A 15483-nucleotide genomic window follows, 5' to 3' on the forward strand; every position below is an offset into this window, starting at 1 on the left:
CGCACGGGGCGATCGGGTGCGAAAGGCGCAGGCATGGCTGTTCACGAGGTAACGCACGACCTTCGCACCGCGGCAACCGAGATCGAGGCGGGACCGCCTCCCCGGTACGCGTTGCGGCTGCTCGGTGGGTTCGGGTTGGAACGCGACGGGCGGGTGGTGACGGTGCCGCAGGGCGCCCGTCGACTGCTGGCCTACCTCGGCGTACGCCAGCGGTGTGCCCGCTCGGAGGCCGCCGGCACGCTCTGGCCCGGCTCGCACGAGGAGCGGGCACGGGCCAACCTGCGCACCATGCTCTGGCGGCTGCACCGGGTGACTCCCGAGCCCCTGGTGGACGAGGACGACCGGCTGGCCCTGGCCGCCGGGGTGACAAGCGACGTCGCGACCCTGGGCGCGGCGGCCACCGCCCTGCTGGCCGGAGGATCACCGGTCGACGTCGGCCCCGGTGTGCCGGCGCTGGCGACCGGTGAGCTGCTGCCCGGCTGGTACGACGACTGGGTGCTGACCGAGCGGGAACGGTTGCGCCAGACGCAGCTGTACGCGTTGGAGGCGCTCGCCGAGCGGCTCACCACGCAGGGCCGGTACGGCGAGGCGGTGCAGGTGGCGTTGACCGCCGTGCAGTTGGAGCCGCTGCGGGAGAGCGCCACCCGCGCGTTGATCGCGGTGCACCTGGCGGAGCGCAACATCAACGAGGCGCTACGGCGGTTCGAGCTGTTCCGCGCCGACCTGGGCCGGGAGTTGGGCGTCGCCCCGACACCCTGGCTGGAGCACCTGGTGCAGGCCGGCCGTTCCGGAGCCGCGGTCCCGTACCCCTGAGCGGCTGCCTGGTCCGTGTGCTGCCTGGGCCGTGTGCTGCCCGGTCCGCGTGCCGCCCGGCCCGACGTCCCGGCCGAGGTTCCCCGCCCGTCCTTTGCTCTGCACCCACGGATGCGACGGGGCGCAGGAGCGGGTGTCGCGTCGGTGGGTGCAGAGCAAAGGACGTACACGAGGTGGGGTGGGGGTGGGCGAGGTGGCGGTGGCCGGCGGCGCGGGTGCTGCCACCCGCACCGCCGGCCGTCCAGGTCACTGTGTCGCGGGCGGGATGCTCTGCTCGTACTGGAAGACGTTGTGCGGGTCGTACTTCGCCTTGATCTTGCGCAGCCGCGGGAAGTTGCGCCCCCAGTAGGCCTCTTCCCACTCCGCCATGCCGATGTTCGGCACGTTGACGTAGGCGCCGTCCACGTAGGGCCGCAGCGCCTGGCTGAACTCGGCGATCCAGGTCTGGGCGATCGGGGTGATGGCGTCATCGCTGTCCGGCTCGCCGCGGGTGCCCCAGCCCACGCCGGGCTCGGAGTAGAAGAGCGCGTCACGGTGCGGGAACGCCGCGCCGCCGAAGGGCTCCTGCCGCTGGGCTCCCCGGCCGAAGGCCTGGGTGAAGAAGTTGCTGTCCGGTGACGGGGACCTCTCCATGAACTGGCGGACGATGCCGATCGCCTCTGCCGGGAAGGGCTCCCTGGTGAACTGTGAGAAGAACTTCCACTTCGCCGGCTCTTCGTCGTTCGGGATCTGGAATCCGGAGTACGTCTCGCTCCAGCCGCCGATCTGCACTGTGACCTCGGGGTTGCCGATGGAGAGGAGCGGCTCCAGCAGCCTCCTCGCCTCCGCCTCCGATCCCTCGGCGAGCACCGCGAACAGCAGGATCTCGGCCGGGTGGACCTCGACCTGAGTGCCGAGACGAGGGTCGCTGAACGGCGCGGTGTGCTGCCAGGTGTCGAAGATCTCGTGCAGGTCGTCGAGGCCCGGCCAGGTCACCTGCAGGTAGGCGACGCTCTTCAGCGGGGCTACCTGGTAGGTCAGGGACGTGACGATCCCGAAGTTGCCGTTTCCGGCGCCGCGCAGAGCCCAGAGCAGGTCCGAGTGGTTCCACGGGTCCACAGCGAGCACCTTGGCGCCGTCGGCCCCCGACGCGACGACGATCTCCGCACCGATCAGGTTGTCGCAGGCCATGCCGAGGTAGCGGGTGAGGAACCCGAAGCCGCCCCCGAGGGTCGCACCGGACAGGCCGACGGTCCCTTCCGTTCCGGTCGTCGCCGCGAGGTCGTACTCCCCGAGTGCGGTGACAGCTTCGGACTGGTTGAGCCCCGCGCCGAGCTTCGCCGTCCGAGTGGCGGTGTCGATGTGGACGTCCTTCAGCTCACTGACGTCGATCACGATGCCGTTGTCGACGTTCGACCAGCCTTCCAGGCTGTGCCGGCCGCTGCGTACCCGCAGCGCGACGTCGTGCTGCCGAGCCCAGGTGAGGGCGTTGACGACGTCCTGGGTTTCCTGGGCGAAGACGATGACCAGCGGGTAGCGCACGAACAGTTCGTCCCAGCCGAGGCTCGCCTGCGCGTAGTCGGGGCTCTGGGGACGGACGATCCGGCCGGTCAACGTGGCGGGCGGGAACTTGTCACCGAAGGACGGGCCGTCCGCCGCCAACGCCGAACTGCCGGCAATCATGCCCGGGAGGGCGACTGCTCCAGCGCCGACGGCCGTCGCCTTGAGCAGATCGCGACGAGAAAGGTCGCGCATGGTCCGAGTCCTCTCGATCGGGGTTACGTCAGAAACTTCGATCGAGAGGACTTTTGCCTCCCAACTGACGCAAAACCACCGTAATGCCGCAGGCTGCGGCAAAGATCCGAGAACTTGTCACGGAACCCGGTCGGGTGATGCGACGGCAGGTCAGTTGGAGTGCGCGGGCTGGTCCAGGATGGCGCTGAACCGCTCCTCGGCGAGGTCGAGCTGGCCGAAGATGTGCCGCTTCACCGCCGCCGACAACGGTGTGTCCGGCCGGCCGATCAAATCACGGAAGAGCGGCACCAGCGGCCGGTACTTCCGGGCCGACGAGACGACCTTCGGCCCGACCGTGTGGATCACCCCGACGCCGTTGTCGGTGAAGTCCGACACCTTGATCACCCGGGCCCAGGGCTCGCGGTCCAGGGTGACCGCCAGGTGCTCCCGGTACTGCGTGTTGCGGTCCCGCTCGGGGTCGTACACCGGGTTCGTGACGGCGCCGACGAGCGTCGCGACGCGCGTCCCGAACCGCGCGGCGAGCGCGGCCAGCGCGCCTGCGGTCGGGTCGGCGCCGGCGTCGCCGGCAGCCAGCTCGACCGGGTGGTCCTCGACCGCGTCGTGCAGCAGGCCGGCGACGATCACGTCCACGTCGCGCACCTGGTAGTGGTGCATCAACCGGATCGCGACCCGCAACAGGTGGTTGAGGTACGGCTCGCGCACGCGCCGGTCGTCGCGGTGCAGCTCGGCGGCGAGGTCGAGCGCGGCGGTCAACCGCTCGCGGGCGGCGTCGTCGAACTGCCGGACCTCCAACCGGAAGCGCTCCAGCAGGCCCGGTTCGCCGTGGATCTCGGTGATCGCGTGCATCGGCATGCTGCCCAGGTGCGGCGGGAAGTCCATGCGTCACTTATAGCCGATCTTCACCACATCGATGAGCCCTTACGTCACAGACCCGACCGCGAGTTCAGGCGGTCGAGCCGTCAGCTCGGCAGCCGGTCGGCCCCGGCGAGCGGGTCCACCAGGAGTGGGACCAGCGGCGCCGGTAGGACGGGATCGCGGCGCAGGGTGGGTGTCCAGCCCGCGTCGGCGGCCAGGTCGGGGTCGTGGGTCGCGTTGTACGCCGCCAGCAGGTCGACCGGTCGGGCAAGCCCGCCGTCGTGGCGCACCCAGGAGCCCCGCTCGGTCAACGCGGTGCCACCCCAGTCGTAGAGCAGGTCGGCCGGGTCGACCGTCGGGTCCACTGTGAAGAAGTTGTTCTCCGCGTAAATCGCTGACTGGACCCCGACGCCGAGCGCGTACTGGAAGTCGCCCCCGCCGAGCCGGTAGTGGTTGTTGTAGACGTCGACCTGACCGAAGCGCACCCGGGGCAGCCGTTGCAGGACGCCGTCGAAGAGGTTGTGGTGCACTGTGACCTTCAGCCGGCCCACGTCCGGGCCGACGGTGTTCGACGAGCCGATCAGCATCAGCTTGTCCCGGCCCGTGAAGCGGTTCCAGGACGCGGTGACCAGGCTGGCGGTGTGGGTGACGTCCAACGACCCGTCGTGCACCTGGTAGGGCCGCCCGAAGTAGACCGGCTGGGCGCTGTCCGGGTTGTCGCCGTCGCTGAAGCTGTTGTGGTCGACCCAGACGTGCTCGCTACGGCGGACCGAGATCTGGTCGTACTGGCTGTTCCAGTTGCCGGCCTCGCCGTCGGTCGGGGACCAGGCGGGGAAGCAGTCCCGGGCGTCGGCGAAGGTCAGGTTCCGGACGATGACGTTCGGCGCCCGGTCGATCATGAGGGTGAGCCCGGTCAGCCGGGCGCCGCGCAGGCCGACGATTGTGCTGTTGGGGCCGACGTTGATCTGGGTCTGCCGGGTTTGGTTGGTCACCGAGCGCACCCGGGCCTCCTCCACCGGTCCGGCCGGTGCCACCCGACCCCACACCGCCGGGTCGTACGCGGCCAGGTAGGCGTCCAGCCGGTACCCCGGGTCGGCCAGGTCGGCGCAGCTCAGCGTCGTAGCGTCGGGTCCTTCGAAGCCGTCGATGGCGCCGTCGACGTAGATGACCTTCGGCGTGGCATCGGTGGCGTTGCTGGCGTTGTCGCCGCCCAACGCGGCGACCAGCTCGGCCCGGCTGCGCACCACTCGGGTCCGTTCGGGGGTGGCCGCGGAGCCGCCGGTGGTGCCGGCACCCTCAGCCGCCCAGCCGTCGCGCTCGGGCAGCACCTGCCGGCCGAGGTGACGGGCCAGCCAGGACAGCCGCTCGGTGGATGGAACGTCGGGGCGGGCGGCCGCGGCCGGTGCGGTGACGAGCAGGAGGGCAATCACCGTGGCGCCGGTGAGTATTGCGCGCATCGACTCACTCCATTCGTTGTCGTCCCAGGTGGCGTCTGTCGGTCCTGCTATCCGGCCAGGTCGGCGCGGTACGCGGCGACCGCCCACGGCACCGCCAGTTCGCTCGGGAGCGCCCCCCGCTCGGCGGCCCGGCGCAACACGTCGACCACACCCCGCAGGTGGCGGATCCGTTCCCCGCCCACCCCGACGGCGGTGACCAGGTCGCCGTCGAGCAGTCGGGGCTCGGGGGCGGCCCGCAGCGCGTCCAGCAGGGCGGTGAACGGCGCGGTACGGGCCAGCGGGGCGATCAGCGGCACCCCCGCCGGGTCGACCCGGTGCGCGAGCAGGTTCTCCAGCAACCCCTGCCGTCCCGGGATCCGGCGGGTCACCACGTCCCCGGGCAGCCGCAGCCGGTCCGTCGGGTACTCCAGCACCGCCTGTCCCGCCGTGCCGGTCACCACCACCTCGCCCGCCACGAACTCCTCGGCGACAAGGGTCACCGCCACCAGCACGGGCGGGCCGGCGCGCAACAGGATCCGCAGCACGGCGGTGTCCTCCACCTCGATCGGCCGGACCCGGTAGCGCTCCACCTCGATCGTCACCGGCCAGGGCGTCGCCCCGCCGAGCGCCTCAGCGACCGCCAGGCACTGCATCACCGCGTGCGCGAGCGGGTTGACAAGCGCGCCGTCCAGCACCGGGCGGCCGTTCAGACTCCGTCGGCCAGCCCAGGGGGAGCGGGCGTAGTAGGCGTCCGGCCGTTGCCAGGCGGCGACTGTGCAGATGCCGGTGACAGTGCCCAGCCGCCCCGCGGCCAACGCGTCGGTAAGCGCGGTGAGCGCCGCCGAGCCGAGCGCCTGGAAGCCGACCTGCGCCACCCGGCCGGCGGCGGCGAGCGCCCAGGTCAGCTCCTCGTGCTCGGCGAGCGACAACACCGGCGGCTTCTCCAGCAGCAGGTCCGCCCCGGTGGCCAGGGCGTCCCGGGCGATCGCCAGGTGGGTGTGCGGCGGGGTGCAGATCACCACCACCTCCGGCCGGGTGGCGGCGAGCATCGCCCGGTGGTCGGTGAACACCTCGACCCCGGGCGGCACCGGCGCCACCGGATCGTCCTCCACCGGCTGGACATCGACCAGGGCGACCAGCCGTAACCGGCCGGTGGCGTGCAGCGGCGCGAGCACGCGCCGGTGCCAGCGGCCGTGCCCGTTCGCCCCGATCACCGCCACCCGGGGCGGCGTCGCTGTCGCCCGACCGCTCACCGCGCACCGACCGGCCACGTCACCGGGCACCGGCCAGGGTGGCCTCGACGCCGTGTCGTCCCAGCGCGGTCAGCCAGGCGATCACCTCGGCGCGGACCTCGTCGTCGGCGGCCACCTCCGCCGGGATGACCTCGCGCAGCGCGAAGACGGCGTCCACCGCGCCGGCCGGGGTCCGCGCGCCGGCGTCCAGGGCGGCCCGGATCGGCCCGGCGAGGGGGTCCTGCAACGGCAACGGTCGGCCGTCGTCGGCGTACCCCAGCGCGAAGCGCAACCAGGACGCCACGACCAACGCCCCCCAGCGCGCGGACCGGCCGCTCGCGCGCAGGTCGACGATGGTGTGCAGGATCCGCTGCGGCAGCTTCTGCGAGCCGTCCAACGCGACCTGCAGGGTGCGGTGGTGGATCGCCGGGTTGCCGAACCGGGCGAGGACCTGCTCGCCGTAGTCGACCACCCGGACGCCGTCCGGTGGGGTGAAGCTGGCCGCGACATCCTCGGCGATCAGCCGGCGCAGCACGTCCGCCAGGTGCGGGATCTCCAGCGCCTCGGCGATCGTCTCCCGCCCGGCCAGCGCGCCCAGGTACGCCACTGCCGAGTGCACGCCGTTGAGGGCGCGCAGCTTCAACCGCTCCCACGGGCCGGCGTCGTCGGTGAGCACCGCCCCGGCGTACTCCCACCCCGGTCGGCCGCCGGGGAAGTCGTCCTCGATCACCCACTGCGCGTACGGCTCGGCGGCGACCGCGGCCAGGTCGGTCACGCCGAGCGCCCGGCGGGCCGCCTCGATCGTCGCGGGGGTGCTGGCCGGCACGATCCGGTCCACCATGGTGCCCGGGCAGGTGACGTTGCCGGCCACCCACTCGACCAGCCCGGCGGGCACCCCGGCGGCACGGCCGACGGTCTGGTCGAGCATCCCGCGCAACCGTCGGCCGTTGGCCGGGAGGTTGTCGCAGCTCACCAGGGCCACTGGTCCGGCGTCCGCGGCGGCCCGCGCGGCCAGCCCGCGCAGCAGCAACCCGGGCACGGTGGTCGGCGGCCGGCCGCCGGCCAGGTCGGCGGCGAGCGCCGCATCCGGGGACAGGTCGCCGGTCACCGGGTCGAGTTGGTACGCCTTCTCGGTGACGGTCAGCGTCACCACCCGCACCGCCGGGTCTGCGAGCAACGCCACCACGGCGTCCGGGTCGTGGGGAGCGTGCCGCACACCGCTGAGGGCGCCCACCACCCGGGTGCCGCTGCTGCCGGCGGAGAGGGTGCTGACGCTGAACAGGTTGTCCTGGGCGGCGAGCGCCTCGACCACCGCGGTGCTGCGCGGCGCGACGGCCACGATGCCCCAGTCGCCGCCGGCCGCGCCGACCGCCGCCTCCGTGTAGACGGCCTGGTGCGCCCTGTGGAACGCGCCCAGCCCCAGATGGACGATGCCGGCCGGCACGGTGCCCGGCCGGACCAGGGGGCGGGCCTCGGCGGGAAGTCGGCGCAGTGCGCCCAGGCCGAGTCGGGCGCCGACGGTCACCGCCATGCCGGACCGTCCGGGAAGCGGAACTCGGCGATCGACGCCGGCTTCATTGTGGCGCTGTAACCGGGCCGCTCGGGCAGCAGATAGCGGCCACCGCGGGTGCGGACCGGGTCGACGAAGTGCTCGTGCAGGTGGTCGACGTACTCGATCATCCGCCCGTCCAGGCCGGTGCCCACCCGCAGGTAGTCGAAGATCGCCAGGTGCTGGACGTACTCGCAGAGGCCGACGCCACCGGCGTGCGGGCAGACCGGCACCCCGAACTTCGCCGCCAGCAGCAGCTCGGCGAGGACCTCGTTGACGCCGCCGACCCGGCAGGCATCGATCTGCATCACCCCGATCGCCTCGGCCTGCAACAGCTGCTTGAAGATCACCCGGTTGGCCGCCACCTCACCGGTGGCGACCCGACACCGCCCGCCGGTCAGCTCGTCGACAGCGCGGGCGATCCGGGCGTGCCCGAGGATGTCGTCGGCGTGGGTCGGCTCCTCGATCCAGTACGGATCCACCTCGGCCAGCGTGGCCATCGCGGTGATCGCCTCGTCCACGTCCCAGACCTGGTTGGCGTCCATCATCAGCAGCGCGTCCGGGCCGATCTCCTCCCGGATGATTCCGGCCCGACGCCTGTCGTCGGCGAGCGCCCCACCGACCTTCATTTTCATCGCCCGCCAACCGTCCTGGTACGCCTGCCGGGTCAGCGCCCGCACCTTGTCGTCGGGGTAGCCGAGCCACCCGACCGAGGTGGTGTACGAAGGGAAACCACTCTGCTTGAGTTCCGCGAGCCGGCCATCGCCTCCGATCAGTCCCTTGTCGAGGATGGTGGCTGCCTCGTCCGGGGTGAGCGCGTCGGTGATGTGCCGGAAGTCGATGCTGGCCACGAGGTCGTCGGTGGGCAGCTCGGCGAGGAAGCGCCACATCGGCTTGCCGGCGAGGGTGGCCCGCAGGTCCCAGACCGCGTTGACCAGCGCGCCGGTCGCCATGTGGATGACGCCCTTCTCGGGGCCCAGCCAGCGCAGCTGCACGTCGGCGCTGAGTGAGCGCCAGAACGCCACCGGCTCGGCCGTGATCTCCTCGACCGTGCGCCCTCGGACGTGGTGGGCGAGCGCCCGGACCGCCGCGCAGGTGATCTCGTTGCCCCGGCCGTTGGTGAAGGTGAACCCCGCGCCGCTCGGCCCGGCGTCGGTGCCCAACTCCACGTACGTCGCCGAGTAGTCGCCGCGGTTGACCGCGTCGGAGCCGTCGCCCCGAGCGGCGGTCGGGAACCGCACGTCGTGCACCTCGACGGAGGTGATGGTCACCGTCACCGGTCCACCTTTCCGAAGTTGAAGACCCGCTTGGGCAGCCGGTACGCCAGGTCGACGATGGTCTCGGCGGCCTCGTCCAGCGGCAGCCGGTGCTCGGCGACCAGCCGGGCCAGGAAGCCGGCGTCCACCCGGCGCGCCACGTCGTGGCGTACCGGGATGGAGCAGAACGCCCGGGTGTCGTCGACGAACCCGGTGGTGTTGTAGAAACCGGCGGTCTCGGTGACCGTCTCCCGGAACCGGCGCAACACCTCGGGGGAGTCCAGGAACCACCAGGGCGCGCCGAGCAGCACTGCGGCGTACCCGCCCGCGAGGGGCGCCAGCTCGCGGGTGAAGGTGTCCTCGTCGAGGGTGTAGAGCACCAGCCGCAGCCGCGGATCGTTGCCGTAGCGCGCCAGCAGCGGGGCGAGGGCGTGCACGTACTCGGTGGCCTGCGGGATGTCCCCGCCGACGTCGCGGCCGTGCCGGGCGTGCAGCCAGCGGTTGTGGTTGCGCACCGCGCCGGGGTGCAGTTGCAGCACCAGGCCGTCGTCGAGGGACATCCGGGCGAACTCCATGAGCATGTGCGCCCGGAACGTCTCCGCGTCGGCGGCGTCGGCAGTGCCGCGCCGGCCCCGGTCGTAGAGCCGCTCGGCCTCGGCCGGCGTCAGGTCCAGCGTGCGCGCCGTGGGGTGGCCGTGGTCGGAGGAGGTCGCCCCGGCGGCGATGAACGCGGCCCGCCGGGCCCGCAGGGCGGCCAGGTAGCCGGCGTACGTGCCGGTGTCCTCGCCGGCCAGTTCGCCGAGCCTTGCCACGTTCGTGGACCAGCCGTCGAACTCCATGTCCACCACGTCGTCCGGGCGGAACGTGGTGACCACCCGGCCGCCCGGCCCGCCCCAGCCGTCGGCGGCCAGCTTGGCGTGCTGGCTCAGGTCGTCAAGTGGGGATTCGGTGGTCGCGAGGACCTCGATGCCGAACCGTTCGAACAGCGCCCGGGGCCGGAAGTCCGGTTCGGCGAGCCGGGCCGCGATCTCGTCGTAGAGGGCGTCGGCGGTGGCCGGGCCGAACGGGGTGTGCACGCCGAACACCGTGCGGAAGGTCTGCTCCAGCCACAGCCGCGACGGGGTGCCCCGGAACAGGTGCCAGTGCGCGGCGAAGCGTCGCCAGATCACCCTGCCGTCGGTCTCCACCGGACTGCCGTCGCGGGTGGGCACGCCCAGGTCCGCCGGGAGGACGCCCTGGCTGAGCAGCATCCGGGTCAGGTAGTGGTCGGGCACGATGAGCAGCCGCGCCGGGTCTCCGAAGGGCTGGTCCTCGGCGAGCAGGGCCGGGTCGACGTGCCCGTGCGGCGAGATGATGGGTTGCTCCGCCGCGAGGGCGTACAGCTCCCGGGCCAGCGCGCGCTGGCCCGGTTCGGGCGGCAGGAGCAGGTCGGTGTGGTCGAACGTCGGCACGGGGATGGGCTCCTCGTCTCCTGGTCAGTGGGGGGTGAGCAGGTCGCCGACCCGGACCGGTCGACCGGTCTCGAAGGACCGGTTGGCGGCCAGGCCGGTGAGCAGGGCCAGCGCGCCGTCCTCGGCGGTCGCGGCGCGGCCCATCGGGTCGGGTTGACCACCGAGGAGTACAGCGGTCATCCGGGCGTCCGCGCCACCGTGGCCGTGCCGGGTGCGGCCCTCGACGGGGATCTGCCGGGGCGGGGCCCAGAACGGGCGCAGGGTGAGGGTCGCGCCACCGCCCTCGGCCGGCGCGTCGGTGCCGTGCAGGGCGGCGCCCTTGACCGCACCGGCGGTGCCCCGGTCGACGAAGTCGTTCTCGGTGACCTCCAGCTCCAGCCGACCCCGACTGCCGTTGACCATCACCCGGTAGCCCTCCCAGGGCGCGTAGGCGGTGAGGTGGTACGTCATCGTGGCACCTGTGGAGTAGCTGGCGAGCACCGCCATGTCGTCCTCGATGGTGACGCCGGGGGCGAAGACGTTGCGGTCACGCTGGTAGCCGTCCTCGGCCTCGGCGTCGAGGTACAGCTCGCGCAGCCGGGGGTGGGCGTCCAGCCGCAGCGCGAACGGATCGTCGGCGGCGGCGGGGGAGCCGTGTGCCCGGTCGTAGTCGCGGGCGTAGCCGTGCCGCCGGCCACCGTCGCCGTAGAAGAAGAGCCGGCCGGCCGCGTACACCTCCACGGGGGTGGCCGCCAACCACCAGTTGACCAGGTCGAAGTGGTGGCTGGCCTTGTGCACCATCAGTCCGCCGGAGGTGGCCTTGTCGCGGTGCCAGCGGCGGAAGTAGTCCGCGCCGTGGCGCACGTCGAGCAGCCACTCGAAGTGCACGGAGCCGATCTCGCCGACCGCACCGTCGGCGAGTAGCCGGCGGACCTGTTCGTGCAGGGGGTTGTAGCGGTAGTTGAACGCGACAGTCACCCGACCGCCGGTCTCGGTGACCGCGTCCAGGATGCGCCGGCAGCGCGGCGCGTCGACTGTCATCGGCTTCTCGGTGATCACCTCGCGGCCGGCGCGCAGCGCGGCCACCACGTACTCGTCGTGGGTGACGTCCAGGCTGGTGACCAGGACGACGTCGACGTGCTCGGAGTCCAGCATGGCCGCGAAGTCACCGGCCGGGTAGGTCGGCACCGGGCGATGCCCCAGCTCGACCAGCCAGCGGTTGTGCGTGTCCATCCGGGTCTGGTTGACGTCGGCGAACGCGACGAGCTCGGCGGTGTCGGCGTGGTCGAGCACCAGGGCCCGGACGAACATCTCCGCCCGCGCGCCGGTGCCCACCACGGCGTACCGGACCCGGCTGCCGGCCCTCGGTGACATGCGGTCGCCTCCCCGGTGATCCTGCAAAGGTTTGCAATGAAGTAATCACGATCAATGCGATTGCGTCAACGGAGGCGATGCAAACGGCGGTAATTATCCGGTTTTGGGCGGCGGTAGGTCACCGCGGGGCGTGGTGGCGCCACAAAGCCGCAACCATTGACCGTTGACACTGGCGCAACCGTTTGCATTAATGGGCCACACCCACGTGACCGCCACCACATCGGACGAAGGGCCAGCCGTGCCAGTCACCATCCGGGACGTCGCCCGGGCGTCCGGTGTGCACATCTCCACCGTGTCCCGCACCTTCTCCGCCCCGCACCTGGTCAACCCGGAAACCCGGGTCCGGGTGCTGGCCTGCGCCGAGGATCTGGGCTATCGGCCGAACCGCGCCGCCCGGGCCCTGATCACCGGGCGTACGCACAACATCGGGTTGATCATCGCGGACATCGCGAACCCGTTCTTCCCGCCGCTGATCAAGGCGGCGGAGAGTCAGGCCCGACACCGCGACTACCACGTCTTCGTGGCCGACACCAACGAGGACCCCGCCGTCGAGGAGGAGTTGGTCCACGCGCTGGCCAAGCAGGTGGACGGCGTGCTGCTGTGCAGCCCACGGATGAGCAACAGCCTGATCGAGCAGCTCAGCCGCGAGGTGCCGGTGGTGGTGGTGAACCGCCAGGTGACCGGCCTGCCCTGCGTGCTGATGGACGTCGGGCAGGGCGCCCGCTCGGCGATCGAGCACCTGGTCGGCCTGGGCCACCGCCGCATCGCGCTGCTCGGTGGCCCGCGCAGCTCGTGGACCAACCGGGAGATGCGTCGCGCCGCCGGCACTGCCGCCCGAGCCGGCGGCGCGGAGCTGACAGTGCTCGGCCCGAACGCGCCCACCGAGACCGGCGGCGCCGCCGTCGCCGAGCAGGTGCGACGCAGCGGTGTGTCGGCAGTGCTCGCCTACAACGACCTGATGGCGATCGGCCTCATCGAAGGGCTGGACGCGCTCGGGGTCCGGGTGCCGCAGGAGGTGAGCGTCGTCGGGGTCGACGACATCACCCTGAGCCGGCTCACCCGCCCCAAACTGACGACGGTGGCCACACCCACCGGGGCCGCCGGCCGGACGGCCGTCGACATGCTGCTGCAACAGGACAGCGAGTCACCGCGCGGCGCGCGGGGACCCGGTGCCGGCACGGCGCTCGGCGTCCGTCGTACCACCGCACAGGTAATGCTCCAGACCGACCTGGTCATCCGCGACTCGACCGGACCGGGCCCGAACGCCCGACCGGCACGTTCCCTGGCCTCATCGCATGGCCCGGACCCGCATTGCCCTGCGGGCCCGGGCATCCCGACCGCGGCCACCGGTGACGCCGTCGCCTCCTAATGCCGAGGAGTGAGCGCACATGCACCCCGCCACGCCCCCCACCGTTGACGCGCCCGTCGGGCGCAATGACCGTACCCCGCTGCCCCGGCGGCGCCTGCTGCGCGGCCTGCTCGCCATGACGGTGGCCGCGCCGCTGATGCTCGGGGCCGCCGCCTGCGGCGACGACGGCGGCGGTTCCGCCGACCCGAACGCCCCGGTCAAGCTCTCCATCTTCTGGTGGGGCGGCGACGCCCGGGCCACGTTGACCGAGGACGTGCTGGCCCTCTACACCCAGAAGCACCCGAACGTGACCTTCGAGAAGACCTGGCAGGCCAACCAGGGCTACTTCGACAAGCTGGCCACCCTCACCGCCGGCGGCAACCCGCCGGACCTGTTCCAGATCGACGACAACTACCTGGCCGAGTACGCGGCCCGCAACACCACGCTCGACCTGACCTCCTACCAGAAGTCGGGGAAGCTGGACACCTCCAAATTCCCCGAGAGCCTCTGGCAGTACGGCGTTGTCGACGGCAAGCTCGCCGGGCTGGCCGCCGGGGAGAACACCCAGGGCCTGGTCTACAACAAGACGCTGCTGACCACGCACAACCTGCCCGAGCCGACCACCGGGATGTCGTGGGAGCAGCACATCGCCTGGGCCGAGCAGGTCACCGCGAAGACCAAGGTGCCCGGCACCCAGGACCCGAGCGCCGACTACAAGGCGTTCTGGGTGTGGCTGCGCCAACAGGGCAAGGACCTCTACCAGGGCAAGGAGTTGGGCTTCACCGCCGAGGACGTGACCAAGTGGTTCGAGCTGTGGAAGGGCGCCCGCGACCGCAGGGCCACCCCGACCGCCGACGTCATCCACGAGGGCAACTCCAGCGACGTCACCAAGCAACTGGTGGTCACCGGCAAGTCGGCGACCTCCTGGGTGTGGGCCAACCAGATGCCCGACCTGAAGAAGAACACAAAGGACGAGCTGGGCGTGATCGCCTATCCCGGTGACCCCAGCGCGCAGTGGGCCCGGGCCTCGATGTACTGGTCGGTCTTCAAGGGCAGCAAGAACAGGGACGTCGCCGTCGATGTGATCAACTTCCTGAACAACGACGTCGGGGCGGTCAAGCTGCTCGGCACCGACCGGGGCCTGCCGTCCAACCTGGACCTGCGCCGGACGGTCAGCGACGACACCACCGACCCCGCGATGAAGCAGTCGATCGCCGTCGAGGCCGAGCTGACCCAGAAGTTCGGCCCGTCGCCACAGGTGCCGATCAAGGGGCACAGCAAGGTCAAGTCCGAGCTGATCAAGGCCGCCGAGAACGCCCAGTACGGCCGGGCCACCCCCGCCGAGGCCGCCACCCAGTTCGTCGAGGCGTGCAAGTCCGCCATCGCCTGACCGCCCGCGACGAGAGGAGCTGCTCGTGGCGTTGACCACGGCGCCCGACCCGACCCGACGCGGCCCCGGATCCCCCCGGGCCCACGCCCAGCGGCGTGGGCCCGGACGCCTCCGGCACAGCGAAGGTCTGGCGGGGTACGTCTTCCTGTCGCCGTGGCTCATCGGCCTGATGGGTGTCACGGCGATCCCCATGCTGCTGTCGCTCTACCTGAGCTTCACCGACTACGACATCCTCACCCCCTTCTCCGAGGCGCGGTGGGTGGGGCTGGCCAACTACGAGCGGATGTTCACCGCCGACCCGTCGTACTGGCACGCGGTCCGGGTGACAGTGACCTTCGCGCTGGTCGCCGTACCGCTGAAGCTGGCCGCGGCGCTCGGCGTGGCGCTGCTGCTCAACCGCGCCTGGCGCGGCGTCGGGCTGTTCCGTGGGCTGTTCTACCTGCCGTCGCTGCTCGGCGGCAGCGTCGCCCTGGCCATCGTCTGGGTCAACATGTTCAACCGCGACGGGGCGTTCAACTCGCTGCTGAGCCTCTTCGGCGTCACCGGCAGACCGTGGGTCAACGACCCGGACTGGGCCCTGGAGACCCTGATGGTGCTTGCCATCTGGCAGTTCGGCGCACCGATGGTGATCTTCCTGGCCGGGCTCAAGCAGGTGCCCACCGAGCTGTACGAGGCCGCCTCCGTCGACGGCGCCGGCCGGTTCCGCCAGTTCCGCAACGTCACACTGCCGATGCTCTCCCCGGTGATCTTCTTCAACCTGGTGCTGGAGACGATCAACGGGTTCCAGGGCTTCACCGCCGCGTTCGTGCTCAGCAACGGCACCGGAGGCCCTGTCGACTCGACGCTGATGTACACGCTGAACCTCTACATCACCGGCTTCACCGAACTCCAGATGGGCTACGCCTCGGCGATGGCCTGGGTGTTCCTGCTCGCCATCGCGGTCATCACCGCGATCTTCTTCAGCACCGGACGGTTCTGGGTGCACTACTCCGACGGGGAGGACCGGTGACGGTGATCCCGACGGCCGACGTACCGACCGGACCGGCGTCCACCGCGCGTCGACGCA

At 71.7% G+C, this 15483-nt stretch carries 12 protein-coding genes; 4 read left to right on the plus strand and 8 right to left on the minus strand.

The window, feature by feature from the left end:
- Positions 1-33: 33 nt before the first annotated feature.
- Positions 34-813 carry a BTAD domain-containing putative transcriptional regulator gene (locus tag ABZU25_RS08745; protein WP_355028723.1) on the plus strand — a complete coding sequence of 260 codons (780 nt, stop codon included), beginning with the start codon at positions 34-36 and terminating at the stop codon, positions 811-813.
- Positions 814-1059: 246 nt separating this feature from the next.
- Here the strand turns inward: ABZU25_RS08745 and ABZU25_RS08750 are convergent, their stop codons facing one another.
- From ABZU25_RS08750 to ABZU25_RS08785, 8 genes are all read right to left on the minus strand, one after another.
- The gene (locus tag ABZU25_RS08750; protein WP_355028724.1) at positions 1060-2547 is read right to left on the minus strand and encodes an FAD-binding oxidoreductase; all 1488 of its coding nucleotides are present in this window, start codon (positions 2545-2547) and stop codon (positions 1060-1062) included.
- A 150-nt stretch (positions 2548-2697) separates the two neighbouring features.
- Entirely contained in the window at positions 2698-3426 is a 729-nt protein-coding gene (locus ABZU25_RS08755) for an HD domain-containing protein (RefSeq protein ID WP_355028725.1), read from the minus strand.
- Between the two features lie 80 nt (positions 3427-3506).
- On the minus strand, positions 3507-4859 hold the full coding sequence (locus ABZU25_RS08760; RefSeq protein ID WP_355028726.1) for a pectate lyase: 1353 nt from the start codon (positions 4857-4859) through the stop codon (positions 3507-3509).
- Positions 4860-4906: 47 nt separating this feature from the next.
- Positions 4907-6121, minus strand: a complete 1215-nt coding sequence (locus ABZU25_RS08765; protein WP_355028727.1) for a Gfo/Idh/MocA family oxidoreductase — start codon at positions 6119-6121, stop codon at positions 4907-4909.
- Positions 6111-7601: a mannitol dehydrogenase family protein gene (locus ABZU25_RS08770; RefSeq protein ID WP_355028728.1), complete on the minus strand. Its 1491-nt coding sequence runs from the start codon at positions 7599-7601 to the stop codon at positions 6111-6113. The genes ABZU25_RS08765 and ABZU25_RS08770 overlap by 11 nt, the downstream gene beginning before the upstream one ends.
- A complete protein-coding gene (locus tag ABZU25_RS08775) occupies positions 7592-8896 on the minus strand; it encodes an enolase C-terminal domain-like protein (protein ID WP_355028729.1) in 1305 nt (434 codons plus the stop codon). The genes ABZU25_RS08770 and ABZU25_RS08775 overlap by 10 nt, the downstream gene beginning before the upstream one ends.
- Positions 8893-10326, minus strand: a complete 1434-nt coding sequence (gene uxaC / locus ABZU25_RS08780; RefSeq protein ID WP_355028730.1) for a glucuronate isomerase — start codon at positions 10324-10326, stop codon at positions 8893-8895. The genes ABZU25_RS08775 and uxaC overlap by 4 nt, the downstream gene beginning before the upstream one ends.
- Before the next feature lie 24 nt (positions 10327-10350).
- Complete coding sequence (locus ABZU25_RS08785) at positions 10351-11679, minus strand: Gfo/Idh/MocA family oxidoreductase (protein WP_355028731.1); 1329 nt, start codon at positions 11677-11679, stop codon at positions 10351-10353.
- 238 nt (positions 11680-11917) lie between these two features.
- Here ABZU25_RS08785 and ABZU25_RS08790 point away from each other — a divergent pair, with 238 nt between their 5' ends.
- Genes ABZU25_RS08790 through ABZU25_RS08800 form a run of 3 tightly spaced genes read left to right on the plus strand, consistent with a single transcriptional unit; the run spans position 11918 to position 15426 of the window.
- The gene (locus ABZU25_RS08790; RefSeq protein WP_355028732.1) at positions 11918-13048 is read left to right on the plus strand and encodes a LacI family DNA-binding transcriptional regulator; all 1131 of its coding nucleotides are present in this window, start codon (positions 11918-11920) and stop codon (positions 13046-13048) included.
- Positions 13049-13067: 19 nt separating this feature from the next.
- Entirely contained in the window at positions 13068-14417 is a 1350-nt protein-coding gene (locus tag ABZU25_RS08795) for an extracellular solute-binding protein (protein ID WP_355028733.1), read from the plus strand.
- Positions 14418-14442: 25 nt separating this feature from the next.
- Positions 14443-15426: a sugar ABC transporter permease gene (locus ABZU25_RS08800; RefSeq protein WP_355028734.1), complete on the plus strand. Its 984-nt coding sequence runs from the start codon at positions 14443-14445 to the stop codon at positions 15424-15426.
- Positions 15427-15483 lie beyond the last annotated feature (57 nt).

Source organism: Micromonospora sp. NPDC005215 (assembly GCF_040607915.1).
Taxonomy (GTDB): Bacteria; Actinomycetota; Actinomycetes; order Mycobacteriales; family Micromonosporaceae; genus Micromonospora.